Source organism: Qipengyuania flava (assembly GCF_011762005.1).
Classification (GTDB): Bacteria; Pseudomonadota; Alphaproteobacteria; order Sphingomonadales; family Sphingomonadaceae; genus Qipengyuania; species Qipengyuania flava.
In genome coordinates this window covers 1,177,797-1,196,326 of sequence record NZ_JAASQU010000001.1, presented here as the reverse complement: position 1 = coordinate 1,196,326, position 18,530 = coordinate 1,177,797, and the positions used below count along the sequence as shown (strand labels likewise).

The following is an 18,530-nucleotide window of genomic DNA, read 5'->3' as shown; positions in this document are numbered from 1 at the left end:
ATTTGCTGTATCTTCTCGCCGAATGGTTGAATTTCGAAGGCATCTTCAACCTCGTGCGCTATCAGACGTTCCGGGCCGGAGCGACGCTCATGACCGCGCTGATCATCGGGCTCGTCATCGGGCCGCGCTTCATCGCCATGCTGCGCGTACGGCAGGGCAAGGGGCAGCCGATCCGCGAGGATGGCCCGCAGACCCACCTTGCCAAGCGGGGTACGCCGACCATGGGCGGGCTGATGATCCTGATCAGCCTGAGCCTCTCGGTCCTGATCTGGATGGACCTGAGCAACCCTTTCATCTGGGCCTGTCTCGCGGTTACGCTCGGTTTCGGGCTGATCGGCTTCCTCGACGATTACGACAAGGTTTCCAAGGCCAGCCACAAGGGCGTTTCGGGCAAGGTCCGCCTGCTGCTCGAATTCGCAATTGCGGGCGTCGCGAGCTTCATCGTGGTGAACGAGGTCAACACTTTCCTCTACGTTCCCTTCTTCAACGACATCGGGATCGAACTGGGCGTATTCTATTACGCCTTCGCCGCCTTCGTGATCGTTGGGGCGGGCAATGCGGTCAATCTGACCGACGGCCTCGACGGGCTGGCGACGATGCCGGTGATCATCGCCGCGGGGACGTTCGCGCTGATCGCCTATCTCGTCGGGCGCGTCGATTATTCCGACTATCTCGGCATTCCCTATGTCGAGGGGGCAGGCGAACTGGCGATCTTCTGCGCGGCGATCATGGGTGCAGGGCTCGCCTTCCTGTGGTTCAACGCGCCCCCGGCGGCCGTTTTCATGGGCGATACCGGAAGTCTCGCGCTTGGCGGCGCGCTGGGCGCGATCGCGGTGGCGACCAACCATGAGGTCGTGCTGGCGATTGTCGGCGGGCTGTTCGTGTTCGAGGCGCTCAGCGTCATCATCCAGGTGTTCTGGTTCAAGCGGACGGGCAAGCGCGTGTTCCGCATGGCGCCGATCCACCACCATTTCGAACAGCTCGGCTGGTCAGAGAGCAAGGTCGTGATCCGCTTCTGGATCGTCGCAATCGTGCTCGCACTCATGGGGCTTGCGACGCTCAAGCTGCGATGATCACCTCACCCGCCTGGAAGGACAGAAAATACGCCGTTCTCGGACTGGCGCGGTCCGGCCGGGCGACGGTCGAGGCGCTGCTGACCGCTGGAGCCGACGTGCTGGTGTGGGACGACCGTGCGGAGGCGCGCGAACCCTTCGCGGGGCGCAGTGCCATCGGCAACCCGCTGGAGGCAGACCTCACCGGATATGCGGGCGTGGTGGTCAGCCCCGGCGTCCCGCTCAACACGCATCCGATCAAACCGCATGCCGATAGCTTCGGCGTTCCCGTGATCGGCGATGTCGAACTGTTCGCGCAGGCGAGGGCGGACCTGCCGCCACACAAGGTCGTCGGCATCACCGGCACCAACGGCAAGTCGACCACCACCGCACTCACGCACCACATACTGAAGCAGGCCGGCGTCCCGACGACAATGGGCGGCAATATCGGCCTGCCGATTCTCGAACAGGCCCCGCTGCCTGAAGGGGGCGTCTATGTGCTCGAACTGTCGAGCTACCAGATCGATCTCACCTATTCGCTCGCTTGCGATGTGGCGGTGCTGCTGAACATCACGCCGGACCATATGGATCGGTATGACGGCGATTTCGCCAAATATGCGGCGAGCAAGTCGCGCCTGCTGGCAATGCAGAAGCGCGGCCAGAACTCGATCGCGCGCTTCACCGATGCACGATCGCTAGGCACATTCGCCGAGGGCACGATGGCCAGCATTCTCGAGGACGTGCTGGCAAACAGGGGTGTCGATCCGAACGAGCAGGCAAACTGGCCCTCGCTCCAGGGCCCGCACAACCTTGAGAACGCCGCTGCCGCCATCGAGGCTTGCGACATTCTGGGGCTGTCCGGCGCACAGATCCGAGCAGGGCTCGAGAGTTATCGAGGCCTCCCCCACCGCATGGAGCGGGTCGCGGAAGTTGCCGGTGTCGCTTACGTCAACGACAGCAAAGGCACCAACACCGCCGCCTCCGCCCCGGCGCTGGCGGCATTCGACAACATCCACTGGATCCTCGGCGGGCTCGCCAAGGAACCGGGGCTGGGCGAGTGCGAGGCCGAGTTGTCCCACGTGAAAGCCGTTTACACCATCGGCAAGGCCGGGCCGGACTTCGCCGCGTTGCTGGAAGGCCGCGTGCCGGTCGAGCGGTGCGAGACACTCGACCGTGCGGTAAGCGCCGCCGCTACCAAGGCGCAGACGGGCGACACCGTCCTACTGTCCCCCGCCTGCGCCAGCTTCGACCAATATGCCGATTTCGAAAAGCGCGGCGATCATTTTCGCGCGCTGGTGGAGGGGCTGAAGTGAACGTGACCATGCAGCCCTATGTCCCCGGCAAACGACAGCCTGCGCACATGCCCAAGGGCAAGCTGTCACGCTGGTCGGAGCTCAAGATCTGGTGGCGCGAGATCGATCGTGTGCTGCTGCTGCTCGTGCTCCTGCTGATGAGCCTGGGCACGATTGCGGTCGCTGCGGCGAGCCCGGCAACCGCGAACCGCCTGTCGACTGCCAGCATAACGCTCGACCCGCTCTATTTCTTCTACCGCCACTTGGCCTGGCAGGTGCTCGCGCTGGGCACGCTGTTCGGCGTCTCGATGCTGGCGCGGGACAATGCGCGGCGCTTCGGCCTGTTGCTTGCGGCGGGCATGACCGTCCTGTTGTTCCTCGTCCCCGTGCTAGGAGCGGAAATCAACGGCGCGCGGCGCTGGATCAATCTGGGCATGCAGTTCCAGCCTTCCGAATTCCTCAAGCCGGGCTTTGCCATCGCGACCGCATGGATCCTGTCGTGGCGGATGCGCGATCCGAACATGCCCGTCGCCGGCGTCGCCACCGCCTATGTCGCGCTGATCGCCGCGCTGATGATGATGCAGCCCGATTTCGGCGGTACCATCCTGTTCGCTGGCGTATGGTTCGTGGCCATGGTCCTTTCGGGGATCGACATGAAACGAATGGGCGCGGTGATCGGTGCCACCATCGCGGGGCTGACCGCGACCTATTTCCTCTACGACAACGCCCGGCACCGTATCGACAGCTTCATCGGCGGCGGGACGGCCTACGACCAAGTCGATCTCGGTGCGCGCACGCTTACCGCAGGCGGGTGGACCGGTGCCGGATACGGTCTCGGCATCCGCAAGATGAGCCTGCCCGAAGCGCATACCGATTACATCTTCAGCGTCATCGGCGAGGAATTCGGGCTGATCGCCTGCGCGATCATCGTCTTGCTCTACCTCGCCATCGTTGGACGGGTGCTGATGCGCCTGCTCGACGAAGACGATCTGTTCGCGCTGCTCGCAGGCGCCGGTTTGATCGCGATGCTCGGGGGGCAGGCCTTCATCAACATTCTCGTCAATCTGCAGCTCTTCCCCTCCAAGGGGATGACGCTGCCGCTGGTCAGCTATGGCGGCTCGTCGACAATCGCGATCTGTCTCAATATCGGCCTGCTGCTGGCGATCACACGGCGCAATCCCTTCCTGAAAAGCCGGACCATGGGACTTGGCGACAGGCTCGGCTTCGGGCAGATGGCCCCGATGAAAGACCACACCGGTCCCGCACGTCGGGAGATCCATCCATGACCGGCGCCAGCCGCCATTTCGTCCTCGCCGCCGGCGGCACCGGCGGCCACCTGCTGCCTGCTTTCGCGCTGGCGACCGAGCTCGAACGCCGCGGGCACCACGTCGCGCTGATCACCGATGCACGCGGTGCACAGATTCCCGGCAAACCCGACTTCCTGCCCGCGCATGTTCTTCCCGCCGGACGGTTCGGCAAGAACCCGCTCAGTTGGATCAAGGGGCTGCGCGCGGTGCTCGAAGGACGCCGTATGGCCTTGCGCCTGTTCGACAGCTTCGAACCCAGCGCGGTGGTCGGCTTCGGCGGCTATCCTTCCTTGCCCGCCATCCTCGCTGCAACGAGCGCGGGTGTGCCCACCGTGGTGCATGAGCAGAACGCAGTGCTCGGACGCGTCAACCGGCTGTTCTCCGGCCGGGTCGATGCGATCGCCATCGCCTATCCCGAAGTCGAGCGGCTTGCGCCCAAACATGCGGACAAGGTGCATCTCGTCGGCAACCCCGTGCGGGCGGGGGTACTCAGCCTGCGCGACGAGCCCTTCCCGACGCTGGGCGAGGAAGGCCTGCTGCGCGTGCTGATCACCGGCGGCAGCCAGGGCGCGCGCGTCCTGTCCGAAGTGGTGCCCGACGGCCTGTCGATGCTGCCGCCCGCGCTGCGCCAGCGATTGCAGGTGACGCAGCAATGCCGCCCCGAAGATCTCGACGCCGTGCGCGAACGGTATCGCAATCACGGTATTCCGGCCGAGTTGGCCACCTATTTCGAGGACATGGCCGCGCGGCTCGCCGATGCGCATCTGTTCATCGGCCGTGCGGGCGCATCGACCATCGCCGAGCTGACCGCCGTTGGCCGCCCGGCAATCCTGATCCCGCTTCCCATCGCGACCGACGATCACCAGGCAGCGAATGCACGCGAACTGTCCAAGGCGGGCGGGGCGCGCATGATCCGCCAGGAACGCTTCACCGGCAAGGAACTGGCGAAGCAGATCAAGGCGCTGGCGGACAACCCGCAGGGCTTGGCCAAGGCCGCGCACGCCGCGTGGAATTGCGGCCGGCCGCGCGCGGTGGAGGATCTTGCCGATCTCGTCGAAAGCTTCGGCGGGGCGGAGATGATGGATGTCATCCGGGTTGGCGGCAACAACGCGCGCGGCGCCTCGCAGGGCATTCCCGCGGGGCAGGGCGCGACGCGGGAGATGAGCGAATGAGAGGCGTCCCTACCAATATCGGCACCGTGCATTTCGTCGGCATCGGCGGCATTGGCATGTCGGGTATCGCCGAGGTGATGGATAATCTCGGCTACGAAGTGCAGGGATCCGACGCCAAGGAAAGCGCAACGGTCGAACGGCTGCGTTCGCGCGGCATCCGGATCGCCATCGGGCATGCCCCCGAGAATGTCGAGAATGCGGCGGTCGTCGTGACTTCCACCGCGGTCAAACGGACCAATCCCGAAGTCGCCTATGCGCTCGAGAACCGTATTCCCGTGGTGCGCCGCGCGGAGATGCTGGCGGAGCTGATGCGGCTCAAGTCGACGGTCGCGGTTGCCGGGACGCACGGGAAAACGACCACCACCAGCATGATCGCTGCGCTGCTCGATGCCGGCAAGATCGACCCAACCGTGATCAATGGTGGAATCATCGAGCAATATGGCTCGAACGCGCGCCTGGGCGATTCCGAGTGGATGGTAGTCGAAGCCGACGAAAGCGACGGCAGCTTCCTGCGGCTCGACGGGACGATCGCGGTGGTGACCAATATCGATCCCGAACACCTCGACCACTATGGCGATTTCGACGGCGTCAAGGACGCCTTCGTCGAATTCATTCACAACGTACCGTTCTACGGTGCCGCGATCCTGTGCATCGACCATCCCGAGGTGCAGGCGGTGATCGGCAAGGTGCGCGATCGCAACGTGGTGACTTATGGTTTCAACCTGCAGGCTGACATTTGCGGGGTAAACATCCAGCCCGATGCGGGCGGCAATGTCTTCGACGTGATCGTGCGCCGTCGTGGCCAGGAAGATCGCCGGATCGAGGGCGTGCGTCTGCCGATGCCGGGCCGCCACAATGTGCAGAACGCACTGGCCGCGATCGCCGTCTCGATCGAGATGGGATGTCCCGACGAAGTGATCTGCAACGGCTTTTCCGCATTTGGCGGGGTGCGGCGGCGCTTCACCAAGGTCGGCGAAGTCCCCAGCGGCGACGGCGTGGCCACGATCATCGACGATTACGGCCACCACCCGGTCGAAATCCGTGCCGTGCTCGGCGCGGCGCGCGAAAGCGCGGGTGACGGGCGCGTGATCGCAGTCGTCCAGCCGCACCGCTACACACGGCTGCGCGACCTGATGGACGAGTTCCAGAGCTGCTTCAACGAGGCCGACGAAGTCTACGTCACCCCCGTCTACGCCGCGGGCGAGGACCCGATCGAGGGCGTCGATGCCGATGCGCTTGTCGGCGGCCTCAAGGCCCGCGGGCATCGCGCGGCGCAAACGGTCGAGGACGAGCAGGATCTTGCCTCCAAACTGGCCGACGACCTGCGTGCAGGCGATCTTGTCGTCTGTCTCGGTGCCGGCGATATCACCCAGTGGGCAGCGGGACTTGCCGATGGCATCGCCCGCGCCAGCACCGCGTGAGCACGATGACCGCGCCTGTCGACACTGCTGGCCTGCGCGGCAAGCTGACCGCCGATGCGCCGCTGGCCAAGCTGGTATGGTTCAAGTCTGGCGGAGTAGCCGACTGGCTGTTCGAGCCCGCGGATCTCGCCGATCTCGAGCTCTTCCTAGATCGGCTCGATGGCCGATTGCCGGTGATGGCTCTCGGGCTCGGCTCGAACATGATCGTGCGCGATGGCGGTGTGCCGGGCGTCGTCATCAAGCTGGGCAAGCCCTTTGCCGGGATTACGGTAGAAGATGATCACGTGCTGTCCTGCGGGGGCGGCGCGCATGGCATCCTCGTCGCCTCGACTGCGCGAGATGCAGGGATCGCCGGGGTCGAATTCATGCGCGGCATTCCCGGCACCGTCGGGGGCTTCGTACGCATGAACGGCGGTGCCTATGGCCGCGAAGTCAGTGATGTGCTGATCGATTGCGACGTGGTGCACGCGAACGGTAGTCTGGTGACGCTGCCGGCCGCCGAATTGCATTACAGCTATCGCCATTCCGACCTGCCCGGTGGCGCGGTGGTTGTGCGCGCCCGTTTCCAGGGCGAGGCTGGCGATCCGGCAGAAATCGGCGCGCGGATGAATGCAATCGGCGAAGCGCGCGAGAATTCGCAACCGCTGAGGACCAAGACCGGCGGCTCCACCTTCAAGAATCCGCCCGGTAAAAAAGCGTGGGAATTGGTGGACGCTGCGGGATGTCGCGGATTGACGATCGGCGGGGCTCAGGTGAGCGAGAAGCACACCAATTTCCTGCTCAACGTCGACAATGCGACCAGCACCGAGATCGAGCAACTGGGGGAAGAAGTGAGGCGCCGCGTGCGCGACCATTCGGGGGTCGAACTCGAATGGGAAATCCAGCGCGTGGGGCGAATCTGAGGACCAGAAATGAGCGACCTTCCCAAACTCCATATCGCCGTGTTGATGGGCGGCTGGGCCAATGAACGGCCGGTCAGCCTGATGTCGGGCGAAGGCGTCGCCAAGGCGCTCGAGGCGCGCGGCCATCGCGTGACGCGGATCGACATGGACCGGCAGGTTGCCGCGCGCATCGCCGAAGCGGCGCCCGATGTCGTCTTCAACGCGCTCCACGGTGTCCCGGGCGAAGACGGCACGGTGCAGGGGATGCTCGACCTGATGGGCGTTCCCTATACGCATTCGGGCCTCGCGACTTCGGTGATCGCGATCGACAAGCAATTGACCAAGCAGGCGCTGGTGCCGCAGGGGATCCCGATGCCGGGCGGGCGGATCGTCAAGAGCGCCGAATTGTTCGAGCGTGATCCGCTGCCGCGTCCTTATGTTCTGAAACCGGTCAACGAGGGCAGTTCGGTCGGCGTGGCGATCGTCACCGAGGATGGCAATTACGGCAACCCGATCGCGCGCGACGCCAGCGGACCGTGGCAGGATTTCGGCGAATTGCTGGCGGAACCCTTCATCAAGGGCCGCGAGATGACCACGGCAGTCGTCGATTTCGCAGATGGTCCGCGTGCGCTCGCCGTGACCGAGCTCAAACCCAAGAGCGGATTCTATGATTTCGATGCGAAGTATACCGATGGGATGACCGACCACGTCTGCCCGGCACAGGTCCCTGAAACCATCGCCGATCTGTGCCGCGAATATGCGCTCAAGGCACATCGTGTGCTCGGCTGCCGCGGAACCAGCCGCACCGATTTCCGGTGGGATGAAGAGCAGGGCGAGGACGGCCTGTTCGTGCTCGAAACCAACACGCAGCCAGGCATGACGCCGCTCAGCCTCGTGCCCGAACAGGCGCGCTACGCCGGTCTCGACTATGGAGAATTGTGCGAACTGGTGGTGGCCGCGGCATTGCGCGACCACGCGCCGAAACCGGGAACGGGCGATGGCTAAGGTCAAGCGCAAACCAACCGGTGTCCGCCGCTCCGCCGCCGCGCATAACCGCAGCCAGAAGGCGCGTGCCGCCAAACGGCATACCAGCGGGTTGCTCGATCGGGCGATGGCCGCGCTGCCCTTCACCGAAGAGCAGTGGCACCGGTTCTTCCTTGTCGCGATCATTGCCGCAGGCGCGGCAATCGCCTGGACGATCGCCAGCTTCGCGGGCATGCCCGAAATCGCGCGCACCGAACTGGCCAAATCCGCCTCGCGTTCGGGTTTCGAGGTCAGCCGCGTGCGCGTTTCGGGCGTCGAACGGATGAACGAACAGCTGGTCTACGAACGCGTGCTGGGGGAGCAGGACCGCCCGATGCCGCTGGTCGACCTGCCAGCCATACGCGAGCGGTTGCTCGACCTGCCGTGGGTCGCCGATGCGCGCGTCTCGCGCCAGCTGCCCGACACGCTCAAGATCGACATCGTCGAACGCGTGCCGCATGCGGTGCTGCGCAAGCCCGACCGGCTGATGCTTATCGATCCATTTGGGAACGAACTCGAACCGATCAGTCCCAAACAGGCCGAAGGCAAATTGCTGATCGAAGGCCCGGGTGCGGCGCGGCAGGTGCAGGAACTCGGTCGCCTGCTCGATGCGGCACCCGCGCTCAAGCCGCAGATCGCTTCCGCCGAATGGGTCGGCAACCGTCGCTGGAACCTGACCTTCAAGACCGGCCAATTGCTGGCGCTTCCCGAAGGCGATCTCGGTGCGCCCGCATTGGTCAAGTTCGCGCAGCTCGACGGGATGCATCGGCTGATCGGCGGCAAGCCGGTGGCGATAGACATGCGCGTGCCCGATCGCGCCTATCTGCGTTGCGCCGAGGGGCCCTGTCCCAAGCAGATGGCGTTGAACGGCAGGGCGAACTGATGGCGACGCAGCAACCGCGGATCACCCGCGTCTTCGGGGCAGTGAACATCGGTTCGTTCCGTGTGTCGGCGATGATCATGGGGCAGGCCGAGGGCGGCGAGATGATCATCCTGGGATCGAGCCACCGCGCCAGCGAGGGGATCAAGCGCGGCTATGTCACCGACATGCGCGCCGCGAGCCACGCGATCCGCACGGCGGTCGAGAAAGCCGAGGCCAATGCGAACACTTCGGTCCAGAGCGTCTGGATCGGCTGTGCAGGGGCGGGTCTGTCGAGCAAGATTTCGAGCGTCGAGATCGCTATTGGCGGACGGCGGATCGAGGAAGACGATATCGAGCACCTGCTCTACGCGGCGCGCGACCACCTGCATCCCGACGGGCGGATGGTGCTGCATGCGCAGCCCGCGCATTACACGCTCGATGGCGCGCATGGCGTGGCCAATCCCAAGGGCCTGCATGCCGAGGCCCTGGGGGTCGATGTCCATGTGACGCTGGCCGAGGGCGCCCCGGTCCGCAATCTGATCGAGGCGGTGCAGACCGCGCATCTCGATGTCGAAGGGGTGGTCGCAAGCCCGCTCGCCGCGGCGCATGCCTGCCTCTCCGGCGAAGAGCGCGACCTCGGTGTGGCGCTGGTCGAGATCGGCGCGCAGGTCACCAATGTTTCGGTCCATGCTGCGGGCATGCTTCTGGGGCTCAAGTCGATCCCGATCGGTTCCAACGACATCACCGATGCGATCGCTTCCTCGCTGGGCATCCGGCGCAGTCAGGCCGAGCGGCTCAAATGCGTGTCGGGATCGGCGATCGCCACGCCGACCGATCACCGCGAGATGATCGCCGTCAACGGACCTGGCGAGGAACCCGGCGGGCCGCTGGCGCGGGGCGCCGATGAGCAAAACCGCATTGCGCGCGCAGAATTGGTGGCGATCGTAACCGACCGATTGGGCGTGGCGACGGTGGAAATCGGCAAGGCGCTCAAGGCGATGGGTTTTACCGGCGCGCAGGGCGGGCAAGTGGTGCTGACCGGTGGTGGTGCGGAGCTTCATGGCATTGCCGAGTTCATGCAAGGCGCGCTGGGGCGCCCGGTGCGGATCGGAAAGCCGCCGGTGCTGCAAGGCCTGCCCGAAGCGCATGCGACCCCGGGCTTTGCGACCCTTGCCGGGCTGTGCCTCTACGCTTCCGAAGACCCGGTCGATATCCGCTCGGTCGGGCCGCGCTACCAGCCGACAAGGCGCTATCGCGGCATGGGTCTGATCAACCGTGTGTTTCAAGCGGTGCGTGAGTATTTCTGAGGCTTGATGTGCGGCGCAATCCCGCCTTTAGGCCTTGTGGATAAGGCAGGCGAGGCTTCGACCTGCGATTCGCTTTGTGCCAGAGTTGTGACATAAAGCCCGCAAGTAACTTTCGAATACCCAGGGGACTCTAGATGAGTATCAATATCGGACCGGCATCGGACGACGATCTTCGTCCCAAGATCATGGTTGTCGGCGTCGGCGGCGCCGGTGGCAACGCCATTGCCAACATGATGGAAGCCAAGATCGAAGGCGTCGATTTCATCGTCGCCAACACCGATGCACAGGCGCTCAGCACGTCCCCGTCCGAGAAGCGGATCCAGCTCGGTCCGGACATCACCGGCGGTCTCGGCGCAGGCGCGCGCCCCGAAGTGGGCAAGGCCGCTGCCGAGGAAACCGTACAGGACATCGAAGACGCGCTCGACGGTGTGAACATGGTGTTCATTGCAGCCGGCATGGGTGGCGGCACCGGCACGGGCGCGGCCCCGGTCATCGCCGAAGCGGCGCGCAAACGCGGCGTGCTCACCGTGGGTGTCGTGACCAAGCCTTTCCTTTTCGAAGGCACGCGCCGCATGCGCGCGGCCGAAGCGGGCATCGACGAGCTGCAGAAGCATGTCGACACGCTGATCGTCATTCCCAACCAGAACCTGTTCCTGGTCGCGAAGGCGGAAACCACCTTCAAGGAAGCCTTCCAGCTTGCCGATGAAGTGCTGCAGCAGGGCGTGCGCTCGATCACCGACCTGATGGTCATGCCGGGCCTCATCAATCTCGACTTTGCCGACGTGCGCTCGGTGATGAGCGAGATGGGCAAGGCGATGATGGGCACGGGCGAAGGCGAGGGCGACAACCGCGCGCTCGAAGCCGCCGAACGCGCGATCGCCAACCCGCTGCTCGACGGTGTCAGCATGACCGGCGCCAAGGGCGTGATCATCTCGATCATCGGCGGCGAGGACATGAAGCTGCTCGAGGTCGACGAAGCCGCCAATCACATTCGCGAACTGGTCGACGAAGATGCCAACATCATCTGGGGTTCGGCCTTCAATCCCGACCTCGATGGCAAGATCCGGGTTTCGGTGGTGGCGACGGGGATCGAGCCCGATGGCTCGGTTGCCGCAGCGCCAGCGCGCGCCTTTACGACCCGCGAAAGCAGCGCCCCGCGGCGTCCGGTACTCGACCTGCCCAGCGAAAGCGTGGCCGAGGACGAGCCGTTCGAACTGAGCGAGGGCCTGTCCGCCGAGCCGGAGCCCGAGGCCGGGCCGCAGCCTACGCCGGCACCCGAGTCTGCGGCGCAGCCCGCTCCGATGCAGGCGCAGGGCGATGCCCTCGACCTGACCGACGAAGCCGAGGACGACGTCACCGGTTCTTCCTTTGGCCTGTCGCCGGCATCTTCGGGTTCCTATGGCGAAGACGAAGACGAAAGCTACGACGATGTCGACGGCATCGTCGACCCGCTGGCCGGTCTGCGCAACGAGCACACCGAACGCTTTGATGCCGGTGACGATGATGCCGGGCAAGGCGGCAATTTCGCGGGTTCGGATGGTGACGGCTGGGCGCAGCAGTCCGCCCCGTCGCAGCGCGAGCCGCTCGACCTTTCGGGCGACATGCGCGAACCGTCCGCATCTCAGGACGAGTTCGAGCTTGGTGACGAGCAGGGGGCGGAGAGCCCCTTGGCCAGCAAGCCCGCGCGCAAGCCGTTGCAGCCCGGTGAAGGCGGCGGCGAACAGGGCGGCAAGGGGGGCTCCGCGGGAGGCTCGTTGCCGGGCAACACCTTGTTCGAGCGCATGGCCAATCTTTCGCGCGGCACCAGCAGTAGCGATGGTGACGCGGACGATGAGGATGACGATGGCGACAATGGCGGCGGTCTCAACATCCCGCGTTTCCTGGGTCGTCAGAACAATCAGTAAGCAGCCGTTTCAGCGCGGGTTAACGCCCGCGCTGCAAAGGGAGCAGGAATGATTGCGAAGGGTCGATATGCAGCGGCTGTTGTCGCGATGGCGGCGTCGGCCACGCTTGCGCAACCCGCGGCCGCACAGCGCGAAATCGTTCAGCCACTGCCTGCGGAAGGTGAAAGACGGCTGAGTGACGCGCTGTCGCGCCTGGCGCGCGATACCACCGATGTCGATGCCGTGCTCGATGCGGGAGAGGCTGCACTCGAACTCAACGATATCGATGCCGCGATCGGTTTCTTCGGTCGGGCCAACGAGCTGTCCCAGGGCAATTCGCGGACCAAGCTGGGTCTCGCCCGCGCCTATCTGCGTTCGCGGCGCCCGGTCGAGGCGCTGCGGCTCTTTGCGGAAGCCGAAAAGGCAGGCGTGTCCGAGGCCCGCATGGCCGAAGATCGCGGGCTGGCCTTCGATCTCGTCGGGGACGCTGCCAGTGCGCAGGAACTCTACCGGCTGGCGTTGGCCAATGGCGCCGGGGAGGAAACGGTCCGGCGTCTCGCTCTCAGCCAGGCCATCGCAGGGGATCGCGAGAAGTTCGAGGCAACGCTGTTGCCCTTGCTCGAGAAGGGCGACGTCGCGGCCTTCCGCACGCGAGCTTTCGGTCTGGCGATCCTGGGCAATCCGGCCGAGGCGAAGCAGATCGCCAATACCATGCTCCCGGCGGGGCTGGGCGCGCGAATGGCGGCCTATTTCGATTACATGCCGCGGCTGACTCAGGCGCAGCAGGCAGCGGCGGGCAATCTGGGGATCTTCCCGCGCACCGCCAGTATCGGCACGGACGATGCCCGCATCGCCGGTTACGAGCGGACCGCGCGGCGGTCGGCCCCCGCGCCGACGCCATCGGCGGTCCGGATTGCGCCCGCCGCACCCGAAGTGGATCCGCGAGCGAGCCAGGCGCGGCGCCGACCCGATTTGACGGGTAGCCCCGCGTCGGTCCCAGCGCCGTCGACCGCCCCCGAAACCCTCATGGCTTCGGAAAGGGCGGAAAGCAGCGCCGAGGCCCCGACCCCGACACCTGTAAGTTCGAACCCGGCCCCGGTTCCGACAATCGCCACCACGCTCGATGTTGCAGCCCAAGCTCCGCCGCTGCGCGAGCCGATCGTCATCGCGCGGGTCGATCCCTCGCAGGCGAGCACTGCCGCCGAAGCGGAACCTGCCGCCAGCGGCGAGCCGGCCCCTCCAACGCGGACGACTGCCTCCTTATCGCCAGCGCCGGCGGCGCAAGAAGACTCGCCGCGTTCGGTTGCCGATGCGTTCGACGGGTTCACACTCGCTCCCGCTCCGCCGCCGGCCTCTGCGAGCGGCGCGGTGGACATCACGCGTATCGCCATCCCGCGCGAAAAAGCCGAACCCAAGCCTCCACCGCCGCCTGCGCACCCCGCACGGCATTGGGTACAGGTGGCCACCGGCAAGGATCGCGATGCGCTGAAATTCGACTGGCGGCGGATCGCGCGCAAGGCCGAGGGCTTGCTCGACGGGAAGGGGCCCTTTGTTACCCCCTGGGTGGAAGCCAACCGCCTGCTGTCGGGCCCCTACGATAGCGCGACCAAGGCGCGTGAAATGATGAACCAGCTCAAGGCTTTGGGTGTTGATTCCTTCACATTCACCAGCGCTGAGGGCGAGGCTATCGAAAAGCTGTGAACCCGAGGCAGGGTTAATCGCCCACGGAAGTTTGTTCACAAGCTTTGCACAAGCCATACGGGTTCTCCCCAGTGCCGCGCGGCCAGCGCATTGCCAAGACCGACCGCAATTCGGCATCTCGAATGCATGACGGGTTCGGGACAGCTTCGATGAGATCTACGCAGGAACGCTACGAGGCGGAGCATGACGCGGCCCCCCTCGACATGCTCATGGCGCTGTTCGAAGCCCGCGGATGGCCCTGCGAGGCGACAGCGAGCGAAATGACGGGCGAGGTCCAGGGTAGCTGGACCACCTATCAGTTGCGCGGCATCTGGCGGCCCGAGGACATGGTTCTGCAGATCCTGTGCCTGCCCGAAATCCGCATTTCGAAGGACAAGCTGCCGCACGCGCATGAACTGGTCAGTCTCGTCAACGAGCAACTCTGGCTTGGCCATTTCGACATCTGGTCGAATGGCGGCGTGCTGCTTTACCGCAACGGTACCATGCTGGGCGATGACGGGATGCTCAGCCTCGACCAGGCGCAGGCACTGGTCGAGATCGCGGTTGAGGAATGCGATCGGTTCTATCCCGCGTTCCAATTCGTCCTGTGGGGCGGGCGCACGCCGAGCGAAGCGCTCGAGGCGGCGATGGTCGATGCGGCGGGTGAGGCCTGAACCCGCTTCGCGCTTCGTGTGACAGGCGTCGATAGAAGGTTAATCGACGTTCACCGATCGCGTGCCGGTTTCGCTTGAAATTGCCCGGTGAAATGCCGATATTCCCGACAGGAGCGGCGTGTATTTCCGTGCCGCCAATAGGAGTTGCTTAAGATGGCCAATTGGAACGACACCGACCAGAGGCAGGGCTTCGGCTCGGTGCCGCGCGCTGGCGACGCCGTTGCCAGGCAGGAAACTTTCGATGCGGGCCTGCGGGCTCACATGCTCAAGATTTACAATTACATGGCCTCGGGCGTTCTGCTCACCGGCCTTGTTGCCATGCTTACCGCGCGTAGCGGACTGGCGCTCGCATTCGCCAGCGGTCCGCTGATGTGGCTGGTGGCGTTGTCGCCGCTCGCTTTCGTCTTCGCCATGAGCTTCGGCGTCAACAAGTTCAGCCGCGGTACGCTGCAGATCATGTTCTGGGCCTTCGCCACGGTCATGGGTCTGTCGCTGTCGACGATTTTCCTCGTCTATACGGGCGAGAGCATCGCTGCGACCTTCTTCGCAACGGCAGGCGCCTTCGCGGGCCTGAGCCTGTTCGGCTACACCACCAAGAAGAACCTGCAGGGCATGGGGACTTTCCTGGTCATGGGCGTGATCGGCCTGATCATCGCCAGCGTGATCAACATCTTCCTGCAGTCGAGCACGCTGACGCTGGCCGTCAGCTTCCTGGGCGTGCTGATCTTCGCCGGCCTGACCGCCTATGACACGCAGCGCCTCAAGCGCGAATATCAGTACCTGCGCGGTACCGAATTCGCGGGCAAGGCCGTGATCATGGGCGCGCTGAGCCTGTATCTCGACTTCATCAATATGTTCCTGTTCCTGCTGCGCTTCATGGGCAGCCGCGAGTAATCCACTCGTCGCATACAGGATTCGCTTGAACGTGCCCGGGGCGTAACTTTCGCCCCGGGCATTTTCTTTGCCTGCGGCTGGCGCTAGGCAGCGCTTCTTCATCCTCCGTCAACACAGGGCGCGGCAGGATGGGCAGGATTATCGAGGAGGGTCACCCGCCATGAGCCGCGGTTCAAACATCACTATTCGCTTCACAACCGCCGCTGTCGGTCTCGCCGCACTGGGCGCCTGCGCCACCCCGCCGCCGCCGCCGCCTCCTCCGCCGCCCGCTGTCGAAGCCGTCCCGGTGCGCCCGCTGCCGCCCGGTCAGGCGTCCTATGTGATGAACATTCCGGAAACGAACTCGCTGGGCCTGCGCGAAACCGTCAATCTGGGTATTTCGGACGACGAGAAGGTCTGGCACTTCCGTTCGGCTTGGAACGTCGCGGCGCTCAACTGCCTCGATCCGCAGTATCAGCCGATCCTCGATGCCTATAGCAGCTACATCAAGGATTACGCGCGCCCGCTCAAGCAGGTCAACGATCGTATCGACGCCGAGTATCGCAAGGAATACGGAGCGCGGCGCACCGCGATCCAGGCACGCGAAAGCCAGATGACGATGGTCTACAACTATTTCGCGCTTCCGCCCGCCCGCGCCGACTTCTGCCGCACCGCGCTGGGCGTATCGCAGCAATATCTCGCCTCGCAGCAGGTCGATCCGCTGGCCTTCGCATTGGCCAATTTCTCCGCGCTCGAAGGGCCGTTCGAGCGCTTCTTCGTCGCCTATGAGCAGTATGAGCGGGAATCGGCAGCCTGGGATGCGCGCTACGGTGAGCGCTATGGCGCTTCGCAACCGGGCTATGTGGCGGTGAAGAACGCGCGCGGCTACCAGACGCCCCAGCCGGGTTCGGACCCGGCCTCGCTCAGCGCAACACCGCTGCAGGAAACCAAAGTCATCGATCCCGATACGGGCGCGCAGATCCCGGTCGCGCCGGTCGATGAAACGCGCTCGTCGGTCCCGGTGGTTCAGCCGATCCCCAATGATGCTGGCAACGACGACACGCCGCAAAGCTAAGCGGGGTCTTTTCAGGCGCGCCGGCTTTCGCTAAACGGCGCGCCTCGCATCCACCATGCGATGCGCCGAAAACCTGGAACGGGGCCGTAGCTCAGTTGGGAGAGCGCGTCGTTCGCAATGACGAGGTCAGCGGTTCGATCCCGCTCGGCTCCACCAGGATGCTTTCACCATTTGCCCTGTACACCGGCCCCGCCTATCGCGGCGCGCATGGATTTGCAGGCAATCGTCACCGATACGTGGAATGCCCTTGCCGACGAGCGCGGCGGGGGCACGCCCGCGCGCTATATTCCCGCCCTCGCAGCGGTCGATCCATGCAAGTTCGGGATCGCGCTGGCGACCGATGACGGACAGGTCGCCTGCGCCGGCGATGCGGACGAGAAGTTCTCTATCCAGTCGATTTCCAAGGTGTTTGCACTGGCGCTAGCGCTCGAGCGAGAGGGATCGGCGCTGTGGGACGCGGTGGGTCGCGAACCGTCGGGCGATGCCTTCAACTCGATCGTGCAGCTCGAGAAGGAGAAGGGCATACCCCGCAATCCCTTCATCAATTCGGGCGCCATCGTCACCACCGATCGTTTCATCGGCCGGCGCGGGGTGGACGAAGCGGTGCGCGACCTGATCGATCGCCTGCGGCGGATGGGACGCAATCCGCAGATCGATTTCGACCAAGATGTCGCGCGCAGCGAAAGCGAGGCGGGCGAACGCAATCGCGCGCTGGCATGGTTCCTCGCCGATTTCGGGCGGCTGCTGAACCCGGTGGAAGAGGTGCTATCGGTCTATTTCCGTCAATGCGCGCTATCGATGAGCTGTCGGCAGCTGGCCGAAAGTGCGCTGTTCCTGGCGTTCGACGGCACTGACCCGGTGACGGGACAGAAAATGTGCTCCGCCAGCCGCGCGCGGCGCATCAATGCGCTCATGCTGCTGTGCGGCCACTATGACAATTCGGGGCAATTCGCTTTCGAGGTCGGCTTTCCAGGCAAATCGGGCGTGGGCGGGGGAATCCTCGCCAGCGTTCCGGGCCGTGCCGCGATCGCGGTCTGGTCGCCCGGGCTCAATCGTGCGGGGACGAGCCTGCTCGGCGCCAAGGCACTGGCAGAAATCGCGCGGAGGACCGGCTGGTCGGTCTTCAGCGGGCAATTGCCCGAGATCTAGAACGCGCCGAAGGTCCAGCCTTCCGTGCGGGCAAGATCGGGGGTTAGCGCCCATGGCGCCCAGCGCTCCGGTTCGTCGGCTACACGCCGCAACCATGCCGCGGTCAGGAGTGCGTCGGAGGAGTGATCGTCGATCGGACCATGGCCATTGACGGGCATGCTGCCGAGACTAGCCAGCGCAGCGTTGAGTTCCTCGTGGCTGCGCATCTTCGCCTTGGCCGCGCTGCGACCTGCCTCGCGTGCGGCGAGGCTGGTGTAGATCTCGACCAGAACCGACCCTTGGCCGGGGAGAGGGTCGACCGGCCAGACCGGCAGATGATCACGCAGGCGGTGCAGCATGCGCATCCCGGTAAGGCTCGACTTGCCGACCTGCGCGGCGCCGACCAGATTGAAATTGGAATAGGGTTTGCACCCCATCTGCGCCTGCGCGTGCTCGGTTACGCGAAAACGGCCCCGCCCGTGTGCAGCGCCATCGCAGCCGAATTGCGCGCCGGTCAGGGTGCCGTTGCGAAAGTAGGGCGCGAAGTCGGGATGATCGACAAAGCTCTGCGCGGCGAGGTTCGCGTCGTCAGCACAGATCTCGTCGATCAGCGCCCACAGCTCGGGTGCATCGGGCAGCAGCACGTCGCGCCCCGGGAAATAGGCACCGCAATCGGCAAAGGGCAGGGCAATACCCAGATCGACACCGACCAGCGTATCGCGGGGTAGATCCTCGCGCAGCAGCGCCAGAACGTCGCTGCGCGACCAGCCGCGACCGCGCTCGACCAGCACGGGCGGCCCGCCGGCACCATCGGCCAGGGCGAGCGCGATGCCTTTCTGTACGGGACCTTTAGCTCCCGACCAGTCGATCGCTAGAAATTGGCGGAAGCGCGCAGTCATG

The 18,530-nt window shown here is 65.0% G+C and carries 16 protein-coding genes and 1 tRNA gene; 16 read left to right on the top strand and 1 reads right to left on the bottom strand.

The features are described 5' to 3' along the window. Nucleotides 1-2: 2 nt before the first annotated feature. The 16 genes from mraY (at nucleotide 3) to FHS69_RS05850 (ending at nucleotide 17,651) form a co-directional block, all read left to right on the top strand. Complete coding sequence (mraY, locus tag FHS69_RS05925) at nucleotides 3-1,073, top strand: phospho-N-acetylmuramoyl-pentapeptide-transferase (RefSeq protein WP_067462949.1); 1,071 nt, start codon at nucleotides 3-5, stop codon at nucleotides 1,071-1,073. After that, entirely contained in the window at nucleotides 1,070-2,365 is a 1,296-nt protein-coding gene (gene murD / locus FHS69_RS05920; protein WP_166776887.1) for a UDP-N-acetylmuramoyl-L-alanine--D-glutamate ligase, read from the top strand. Before mraY ends, murD begins: the two co-directional genes overlap by 4 nt. Before the next feature lie 8 nt (nucleotides 2,366-2,373). Beyond that, the gene (locus FHS69_RS05915; RefSeq protein WP_208380239.1) at nucleotides 2,374-3,630 is read left to right on the top strand and encodes an FtsW/RodA/SpoVE family cell cycle protein; all 1,257 of its coding nucleotides are present in this window, start codon (nucleotides 2,374-2,376) and stop codon (nucleotides 3,628-3,630) included. Continuing rightward, nucleotides 3,627-4,823, top strand: coding sequence for an undecaprenyldiphospho-muramoylpentapeptide beta-N-acetylglucosaminyltransferase (murG, locus tag FHS69_RS05910; protein ID WP_166776886.1), 1,197 nt, complete (start codon nucleotides 3,627-3,629; stop codon nucleotides 4,821-4,823). Before FHS69_RS05915 ends, murG begins: the two co-directional genes overlap by 4 nt. Continuing rightward, nucleotides 4,820-6,244 (top strand): UDP-N-acetylmuramate--L-alanine ligase, encoded by a 1,425-nt coding sequence (gene murC, locus FHS69_RS05905; RefSeq protein ID WP_067462969.1) that lies wholly within the window; start codon nucleotides 4,820-4,822, stop codon nucleotides 6,242-6,244. The genes murG and murC overlap by 4 nt, the downstream gene beginning before the upstream one ends. A gap of 5 nt (nucleotides 6,245-6,249) precedes the next feature. Beyond that, entirely contained in the window at nucleotides 6,250-7,146 is an 897-nt protein-coding gene (gene murB, locus FHS69_RS05900; protein WP_166777082.1) for a UDP-N-acetylmuramate dehydrogenase, read from the top strand. Between the two features lie 9 nt (nucleotides 7,147-7,155). Further along, nucleotides 7,156-8,130: a D-alanine--D-alanine ligase gene (locus FHS69_RS05895; protein ID WP_166776885.1), complete on the top strand. Its 975-nt coding sequence runs from the start codon at nucleotides 7,156-7,158 to the stop codon at nucleotides 8,128-8,130. Further along, complete coding sequence (locus FHS69_RS05890) at nucleotides 8,123-9,031, top strand: cell division protein FtsQ/DivIB (RefSeq protein ID WP_166776884.1); 909 nt, start codon at nucleotides 8,123-8,125, stop codon at nucleotides 9,029-9,031. The genes FHS69_RS05895 and FHS69_RS05890 overlap by 8 nt, the downstream gene beginning before the upstream one ends. After that, complete coding sequence (ftsA, locus tag FHS69_RS05885) at nucleotides 9,031-10,317, top strand: cell division protein FtsA (protein ID WP_166776883.1); 1,287 nt, start codon at nucleotides 9,031-9,033, stop codon at nucleotides 10,315-10,317. The genes FHS69_RS05890 and ftsA overlap by 1 nt, the downstream gene beginning before the upstream one ends. A 134-nt stretch (nucleotides 10,318-10,451) precedes the next feature. Further along, nucleotides 10,452-12,221 carry a cell division protein FtsZ gene (gene ftsZ / locus FHS69_RS05880; protein WP_166776882.1) on the top strand — a complete coding sequence of 590 codons (1,770 nt, stop codon included), beginning with the start codon at nucleotides 10,452-10,454 and terminating at the stop codon, nucleotides 12,219-12,221. Between the two features lie 87 nt (nucleotides 12,222-12,308). Then, on the top strand, nucleotides 12,309-13,901 hold the full coding sequence (locus tag FHS69_RS05875; protein ID WP_166776881.1) for an SPOR domain-containing protein: 1,593 nt from the start codon (nucleotides 12,309-12,311) through the stop codon (nucleotides 13,899-13,901). Between the two features lie 149 nt (nucleotides 13,902-14,050). Then, on the top strand, nucleotides 14,051-14,554 hold the full coding sequence (locus FHS69_RS05870) for a type III secretion system chaperone family protein (RefSeq protein WP_166776880.1): 504 nt from the start codon (nucleotides 14,051-14,053) through the stop codon (nucleotides 14,552-14,554). 153 nt (nucleotides 14,555-14,707) lie between these two features. Beyond that, nucleotides 14,708-15,448: a Bax inhibitor-1/YccA family protein gene (locus FHS69_RS05865; protein ID WP_067469093.1), complete on the top strand. Its 741-nt coding sequence runs from the start codon at nucleotides 14,708-14,710 to the stop codon at nucleotides 15,446-15,448. A 160-nt stretch (nucleotides 15,449-15,608) separates the two neighbouring features. Then, nucleotides 15,609-16,502: a hypothetical protein gene (locus FHS69_RS05860; RefSeq protein WP_243844533.1), complete on the top strand. Its 894-nt coding sequence runs from the start codon at nucleotides 15,609-15,611 to the stop codon at nucleotides 16,500-16,502. An 80-nt stretch (nucleotides 16,503-16,582) separates the two neighbouring features. Further along, a tRNA-Ala gene (locus FHS69_RS05855) sits at nucleotides 16,583-16,658 on the top strand. A 51-nt stretch (nucleotides 16,659-16,709) separates the two neighbouring features. Further along, the gene (locus FHS69_RS05850) at nucleotides 16,710-17,651 is read left to right on the top strand and encodes a glutaminase (protein ID WP_067469095.1); all 942 of its coding nucleotides are present in this window, start codon (nucleotides 16,710-16,712) and stop codon (nucleotides 17,649-17,651) included. Here the strand turns inward: FHS69_RS05850 and FHS69_RS05845 are convergent. Further along, entirely contained in the window at nucleotides 17,648-18,529 is an 882-nt protein-coding gene (locus FHS69_RS05845) for a hypothetical protein (protein WP_166777080.1), read from the bottom strand. The genes FHS69_RS05850 and FHS69_RS05845 overlap by 4 nt on opposite strands. Between the last annotated feature and the right edge of the window lies 1 nt (nucleotide 18,530).

Excerpts from the sequence above, each read along its gene's own strand:
- murC (WP_067462969.1), top strand. The coding sequence starts at position 4,820 with ATGAGAGGCGTCCCTACCAATATCGGCACCGTGCATTTCGTCGGCATC.
- FHS69_RS05860 (WP_243844533.1), top strand. The coding sequence starts at position 15,609 with ATGAGCCGCGGTTCAAACATCACTATTCGCTTCACAACCGCCGCTGTC.
- murG (WP_166776886.1), top strand. The coding sequence starts at position 3,627 with ATGACCGGCGCCAGCCGCCATTTCGTCCTCGCCGCCGGCGGCACCGGC.
- murD (WP_166776887.1), top strand. The coding sequence starts at position 1,070 with ATGATCACCTCACCCGCCTGGAAGGACAGAAAATACGCCGTTCTCGGA.
- FHS69_RS05915 (WP_208380239.1), top strand. The coding sequence starts at position 2,374 with ATGCAGCCCTATGTCCCCGGCAAACGACAGCCTGCGCACATGCCCAAG.
- murB (WP_166777082.1), top strand. The coding sequence starts at position 6,250 with ATGACCGCGCCTGTCGACACTGCTGGCCTGCGCGGCAAGCTGACCGCC.
- ftsZ (WP_166776882.1), top strand. The coding sequence starts at position 10,452 with ATGAGTATCAATATCGGACCGGCATCGGACGACGATCTTCGTCCCAAG.
- FHS69_RS05895 (WP_166776885.1), top strand. The coding sequence starts at position 7,156 with ATGAGCGACCTTCCCAAACTCCATATCGCCGTGTTGATGGGCGGCTGG.
- FHS69_RS05865 (WP_067469093.1), top strand. The coding sequence starts at position 14,708 with ATGGCCAATTGGAACGACACCGACCAGAGGCAGGGCTTCGGCTCGGTG.
- FHS69_RS05845 (WP_166777080.1), bottom strand. The coding sequence starts at position 18,529 with ATGACTGCGCGCTTCCGCCAATTTCTAGCGATCGACTGGTCGGGAGCT.
- FHS69_RS05890 (WP_166776884.1), top strand. The coding sequence starts at position 8,123 with ATGGCTAAGGTCAAGCGCAAACCAACCGGTGTCCGCCGCTCCGCCGCC.
- ftsA (WP_166776883.1), top strand. The coding sequence starts at position 9,031 with ATGGCGACGCAGCAACCGCGGATCACCCGCGTCTTCGGGGCAGTGAAC.
- FHS69_RS05875 (WP_166776881.1), top strand. The coding sequence starts at position 12,309 with ATGGCGGCGTCGGCCACGCTTGCGCAACCCGCGGCCGCACAGCGCGAA.
- FHS69_RS05870 (WP_166776880.1), top strand. The coding sequence starts at position 14,051 with ATGAGATCTACGCAGGAACGCTACGAGGCGGAGCATGACGCGGCCCCC.
- FHS69_RS05850 (WP_067469095.1), top strand. The coding sequence starts at position 16,710 with ATGGATTTGCAGGCAATCGTCACCGATACGTGGAATGCCCTTGCCGAC.